The organism is Candidatus Endomicrobiellum cubanum (assembly GCF_031278955.1).
GTDB classification, from domain to species: domain Bacteria; phylum Elusimicrobiota; class Endomicrobiia; order Endomicrobiales; family Endomicrobiaceae; genus Endomicrobiellum; species Endomicrobiellum cubanum.
Window position 1 is genome coordinate 1 of sequence record NZ_JAITJM010000023.1, and the last position, 5767, is coordinate 5767.

The window sequence follows — 5767 nt, forward strand, 5'->3', positions numbered from 1 at the left end:
AAAAAAGATAATAGAAATACCAGTCTCATAACACATTAAATTCCAATACTGTGCAGTTAATTTTACAAAGAAACCATTCTTTATATATACAATCACATATAACAATCAATATCCTCATCAGTTTCTATTAAATATCTACCTCTCTACAAAACATAATATACATTATAGGACATTTTTAGTATCTGACTTGACTGGTAAAAGAGAAAAAAGAAGTTTGTGGGAGAACCCTAATGACAAGTCAGGTTTATTTATAAATACTTAAAACTTAAATTTTGCCTTGATTAATGGGAAGGAAATTTAAATAGTGAATATACTGGTTATAGGTGCAGGTTATGTTGGACTTACTATGGCGGTTTGTTTTTCAGAGCTTGGGCATAGTGTTATTTGTATTGATAAGCAGAAAAATAAGATAAATGCTCTTTTAAAAGGCAAGTTAACAATATTTGAAAAAAATCTTGATAAGCTCCTTATTAAAAATTTGAAATCTAAGAGATTAGAATTTGATATTTCAATGAAAAACGTAGTAAATGCAGATGTTGTAATGATATCAGTTGGTACGCCATTTGATGATAGTTTAAATAGGTATGAACAAAATGCTATATATTGTGTCGCTAAAAATATAACTAAATTTATTAATAAATATACAATCATTGTAATCAAGTCTACTGTAGAAGTTGGCACATGTGATAGAGTGGAACAGATTATAAAAGAAGCTAATCCAAAAGCTGACTTTGACGTTGTATCTATTCCAGAATTTTTACGAGAGGGGTCTGCTGTCTATGATTTTTTTAATCCTGACAGAATAATTGTGGGTACAGAATCTCAACATGCAAAAGACGTTATAAAAAAACTATATAAGCCTTTTAAAAAGAAAAAGTTTGTGTTTACATCAAGGTGCTCTAGTGAGCTTATTAAGTGTGCCAGCAACTCTTTTCTTGCTATGAAAATTCACTTTATTAACGAAATGGCAGACTTTTGTGAAAAAGTTGGTGGTAATGTATATGACGTTGCTCATGGAATGGGACTAGACAAAAGAATAGGTGTTGAGTTCTTAAAAACAGGGCCTGGCTATGGCGGAGGATGTTTTCCCAAAGATACTAAAGCATTAGCGTCTTTAGGAAAACGAGTAGGAGCAAATTTTAATCTTATAGAGGCTGTAATTTGTGGTAACGAAAATAGAATTAAGAGTTTTGCTACAAAAACTTTAAGCTTTGTTGAAAATATAAAAAATGCAAAAATTGCATTTTTAGGACTTGCTTTCAAGAGCGGTACAGATGATTGTAGATTTTCTCCTGCTATAGATATTGTTTTGCACCTTATAAACAAAGGAACAAAAGTTTGTGTATATGACCCTGCTGCTACGAAGAATGCAAGGAGTGTATTGAAAACTAAAGTTTCGTATGCAAAAAATGAATACGAAGCTGCAAAAGATGCAGACATAATGGTTTTTGCTACTGAGTGGAAGCAATTCAGGTCTCTTGATTGGGCTAAATTAAGCAAGATTGTCAATAGTAAAATTATATTTGATATGCGAAATATTGTAGATAGACAAGAAGCATTAAAATATGGATTTGAATGTTATAAAACAGGTTGTTAGATAATAAAGGCCTATTATAAAGATTATGTGGAATAAACGATTTATATGTTTAAAATAAGAGCAGTAATATGACTACTCCAAAAGTTTCAGTAATAATACCAGTATATAATACAGAGAAATATTTAAAACAGTGTTTAGATAGTGTTTGTAATCAAACACTTAAAGATATAGAGATAATATGTGTAAACGATGAATCAACAGATAGCAGTTTAGATATTTTAAAAGAGTATGCAAATAAAGATAATAGAATAATCATAATAAATCAAAAAAATTTGGGAGCGGGCAGTGCCAGGAATAGTGGACTAGAAATTGCCAAAGGGCAATATATTGCTTTTGTAGATTCTGATGATTGGATTAATTTGAATATGCTAGAAAGCTTATACAATAAAGCAGAAAAAACTAATTCTGATATAGTACTGTTTTCATATAAATACTATTATGATAATTTAAGATTGTTAGAAAAGTTTAAATACTTTGATACGAAAGTACTAAAAGGATTGGAAGTTTTTTCTTATAAGGATAGTATCGAGGATATATTTAAAGTTTTTGACCCTAAGGTCACAATAAAATTTTATAAAAAATCGTTTGTGATTAACAACAAATTAAAATTTCAAAATTTATATACTTGTAATGATGTTTTTTTTAGTTATGCTTCAGCAGTATTTGCGAATAGAGTTACATATACTGATAATTATTTTTATATTTATAGAATAAATCACGTTAAAAAAGCAAGTAGAGGAATTTATTGTGATAATATATTTAAAGTTTGCAATGAGCTAGAAAAATTATTTATATACAAAAAACTTTTTCCAATTCTCGAACAATCGTTTTATATTAAAATGAAAGGGCACATGGTATACGAATATTGCCATATTAGGTGTAGAAAATTAAAGAAAAAATTTATAGAAAAAATACAAGTACAATATTATGAGAAATATTTTAAATTTTTTTTTGATGGTAGCGATTTAGATTTAGCTATATGTGGCACATTGAGAAAAATATTTTCTGTACATTATGGAAATAAGTATAAAGTTATAATAATATTTGGATTAAAGATTAAATTTCAGACAAAAAAAGGTTGTTTAAAACTTTAGAAGGCATTTTTAATCCATTAAACCAAAGGAGAAGCATAAATGAAAAATCTATTACGTCATATTTGGAGAATGTTGTTGAATCCTGTCTTTAGGGAGATTAACGAATTAAATTCAAAGTTATGTCAAGTATTGTCTAAGCTTGAATCTATTGAAGTTTCAATGGGGGGGGGGGGTACACATAGGACAGTTATTGATACGCAAAATTTAAGATTTTGTCCTGCTTGCAATAAAATCTCTGAATTTCTCCCAATGGGTGTAAATCCTAGAAAAAATGCCAAATGTCCTTTCTGCTATTCTCTTGAGCGAGGGCGCGCATTATGGTTATATCTCCAACGAAATACAAAAATCCTAGATGAAATTTTTGTGAATAAATTGGAAGTGTTGCATTTTGCCCCTGAAAGGTTTTTTTACGATAAATTCTCCAATTGTTCAAAGGTGAATTATTTCCCGGTGGATTTTAATCCCAAATTCAAAGGCATAAGAGATGTTGTAGACATACAAAAAATCCAATATGAGAATGAAAAGTTTAATATTATTATTTGTATTCATGTGTTAGAGCACATACCTGATGACAATACTGCAATGAAAGAGTTGTTGAGAGTGTTAAAAAAAAGTGGTGCAGCTTACATTATGGTGCCAATATCTAAATCTTACTCAACAACCTTTGAAGATTCTGCACACTCCACTCCAGAATTAAGGCTAAAACATTATGGACAGTCTGACCATGTTAGGCGATATGGCATGGATTTTGAACAACGATTAGTTAATGCGGGGTTTACTGTAAATACTATTAAAACAGAAGAATACTTTTCCGAGCGAGAGAGAGCTATATATGGCATAATACCAGACTATATTTTTGAATGTAGTCATTGAAAAGGTACGCCGTTTTTAGCAGAAAAATACTGACTTGACCTGTAAAAGGATAGGGGGAACCCAAATACTATATACACTAAAAATGTTTAGACTGTCGGACTAACCCTAATGCTCAAGACAGGGTACTATGAGGGGGAGGGTTAATCTCTTAAGTTTTCTAATATACAAAGTTTAAATTTTTTGGAATTATGAAATGTTTTTAACAATATTTTAGATATAGGGTCTGCTAAACAGATAAAATGTCGTTCTTCTGTATCTGCTGATATCTTATTCTTGTCGCCTGCATTTTCATCATCTCCATCACCAGGACCAGCCAAAACAGGAACACTCATCAACATTACAAAAAACAAAACACAAAAGTAGAAAGATCTCATGATTTTTACCTCCGTACATTTAGATTTTTCGCACAAGAGTTTATCGATTTTCAGCATTTATTATAAATTTTAAGTTTTTTATGTTAGGAAACCTTTTTCTTACAGGGTTAATAGGTGGAACATAAGTACTTTCATCTATACATTCTTCTTGTGCTTCTTTTGTAGATTCTCCTGACTTGACCATTAGGATTTGTTCAAGTTTTATGCAAGCTAACATGTTGTCTGCTTGGGCTGATGATATTTTTATTGGTAACTGAGGAGTTGCATGGTATTCAGGTTGTTCCACTTGCGCTGATTCAGGCTTTACTAAACTTGGTCGGCAAGCTGCTCCTTGCATTTTTTGGGTAGGTTGTGGCGGGGGTATCAGTAGTTATTTCATCTGTCTCTTTTGGAATATCGGAAAAGCCACTGGTTGTTAATAGATTAAAAATGATCATGCCAAGCAGAACTCTCTTTTGCAAATTTGGCATAAACGCCTCCTTTCGCACAAAAGAATTAAGGAGAATTAAGGCCATTCCATCACCAAAATAAATAGCCTAATTTGTAAATTTTGGCAATATTCCTAAAATAATACTCAAAATAAATCAACCAGATATAACGCTAGCATCAATCAGCTAAATAAAAGCATAAACTTATTGCAGATTATTTATATTTATAAATATAAATTTTAAAAATATTAATAATTTACTTTAAAGAGACAGAAAAGTAAATTATTATAGCGTACTTAACATAATGTATATTATCGGACACTTTATTTAAAATTTTTTTAGCGAAAAAATCACCCGGTTTCATGAACCGCGAAAAATCGCCATCACAAATGCGCTGATATACAGCGCTTGCGTATAAATGGTTTTTACTTAAAAGCACGTTGTCTTTTAGTTGCGCTTTATAAGAGTCGCGGCATATCGCGTCTAAACCATCGAGAACAGCATATGCTTTATCTCTTATCGCGAAAAGAGTTAATCATGTCAACAACATGATTCTTTCTTAACATCGCAAAGTGCGGTCGTTTGCGAGCTTGTTCATCATAAGCCGAAGAATCAACGTTCCTTCTATTATATTTTCTTTTAAAAATATCGCCAAACTTTTGACCATTGCGATGAAGAGACTTTAGCTGACGCCTTACATACAGCATCTCTATTTTTTTCTAAAAGAAAATAGTCTTGTTCAAAGCTAGGACTATCAACGGTCTCAAAAATAATATCTCTAAGCTCTAAGTATAAGCGCGAATGAGAACATCTATGAGTAAAATTGTTATAACGTTTATCGTTTTTATCTACGGTAAAATTAATATTCTCTTCCCAAACGCGCAGTTTGTTTCATTTTAAACGTCATTTTAAGGGTGTTGCGCCTGAAAAGCTTAGTAAAATAGTCACTAGAGATAGTGGCTATATGGAATATATATATGAGCTAGCTACACCTATATATAATACGGGAAAACGTTCAAAAATATTAAAGATATAGAAATAATAGGCAACAATGATAAAACAGCAGAAAAGAAAGAATCAAAACTAGCCGATGGTTTTGCAAAAGATAAAGAAATTATTGATGAATCATTTAATTATTTCTCAAACATAGAATCAGAAAATTCCGAGACCGAAATACCTTTTCAGTTCACACGATTTTATCACATGACAGTGCCGCGATATTAGCTTTAGTAATGATTATTTAAATAAGCTAGTTGAAAGGTTAAAAGCAGTAGACCCATACAAGATAGTCTTGTTTGGGTCTTACGCTAAAGGTATCGCTAAGCCTGATAGCGATATTGATTTGCTGGTTATATTAGACAATGATAAATTAACAAAAGGGGACGAAAATCTTTGGCGCGA

General features: G+C 31.1%; 7 protein-coding genes. 4 read left to right on the forward strand and 3 right to left on the reverse strand.

Annotation, left to right across the window (positions count from 1 at the left end):
- Window positions 1-304 precede the first annotated feature (304 nt).
- From LBD57_RS02000 to LBD57_RS02010, 3 genes are all read left to right on the forward strand, one after another.
- Window positions 305-1597, forward strand: a complete 1293-nt coding sequence (locus LBD57_RS02000) for a UDP-glucose/GDP-mannose dehydrogenase family protein (protein ID WP_373469672.1) — start codon at window positions 305-307, stop codon at window positions 1595-1597.
- 68 nt (window positions 1598-1665) lie between these two features.
- On the forward strand, window positions 1666-2691 hold the full coding sequence (locus LBD57_RS02005; RefSeq protein ID WP_373469673.1) for a glycosyltransferase family 2 protein: 1026 nt from the start codon (window positions 1666-1668) through the stop codon (window positions 2689-2691).
- Window positions 2692-2730: 39 nt separating this feature from the next.
- Window positions 2731-3564 (forward strand): class I SAM-dependent methyltransferase, encoded by an 834-nt coding sequence (locus LBD57_RS02010; protein ID WP_373469674.1) that lies wholly within the window; start codon window positions 2731-2733, stop codon window positions 3562-3564.
- A gap of 140 nt (window positions 3565-3704) precedes the next feature.
- Here the strand turns inward: LBD57_RS02010 and LBD57_RS02015 are convergent, their stop codons facing one another.
- From LBD57_RS02015 to LBD57_RS02025, 3 genes are all read right to left on the reverse strand, one after another.
- Window positions 3705-3938 carry a hypothetical protein gene (locus LBD57_RS02015; RefSeq protein ID WP_373469675.1) on the reverse strand — a complete coding sequence of 78 codons (234 nt, stop codon included), beginning with the start codon at window positions 3936-3938 and terminating at the stop codon, window positions 3705-3707.
- A gap of 40 nt (window positions 3939-3978) precedes the next feature.
- On the reverse strand, window positions 3979-4275 hold the full coding sequence (locus tag LBD57_RS02020) for a hypothetical protein (protein WP_373469676.1): 297 nt from the start codon (window positions 4273-4275) through the stop codon (window positions 3979-3981).
- 600 nt (window positions 4276-4875) lie between these two features.
- A complete protein-coding gene (locus LBD57_RS02025) occupies window positions 4876-5073 on the reverse strand; it encodes a hypothetical protein (protein ID WP_373469677.1) in 198 nt (65 codons plus the stop codon).
- A gap of 512 nt (window positions 5074-5585) precedes the next feature.
- Here LBD57_RS02025 and LBD57_RS02030 point away from each other — a divergent pair.
- A partial coding sequence (locus LBD57_RS02030; protein ID WP_373469678.1) for a nucleotidyltransferase domain-containing protein occupies window positions 5586-5767 on the forward strand: 182 nt, incomplete at its 3' end.